The sequence below is a fragment of the Burkholderia sp. GbtcB21 genome, from assembly GCF_019091065.1.
Classification (GTDB): Bacteria; Pseudomonadota; Gammaproteobacteria; order Burkholderiales; family Burkholderiaceae; genus Burkholderia; species Burkholderia pyrrocinia_C.
The window spans coordinates 1-228 of record NZ_JAGXKA010000581.1 but is presented as its reverse complement, the minus strand read 5'-3'; the positions used below and the strand labels follow the sequence as shown (position 1 = coordinate 228).

Genomic DNA, 228 nt, shown 5'->3' with positions numbered 1-228 from the left:
CGCAGCGAGCAGGACCGCCGGATGATCGAGCTGACGCGGACCGAGCGCGGCGCCGATGCGGCCCGCGCGCTGCCGTCGCTGATCGCGACCGCGCACAACGCGCAGCTCGACGGTTTCTCGGCCGACGAACTCGCGACGCTCACCGGCCTGTTGCAGCGCTTCATCGCCAGCGGGCCCGGCACGACCGGTTGCCCGAAGCCCGACGAACCGGACTGCTGATGCGCGCGG

Annotated in this window: 1 pseudogene; it reads left to right on the top strand. The window is 73.2% G+C overall.

Annotated elements, in window-relative coordinates:
* Positions 1 to 219: pseudogene (locus KVT39_RS37730) on the top strand (MarR family transcriptional regulator); the annotation flags it as partial.
* Positions 220 to 228 lie beyond the last annotated feature (9 nt).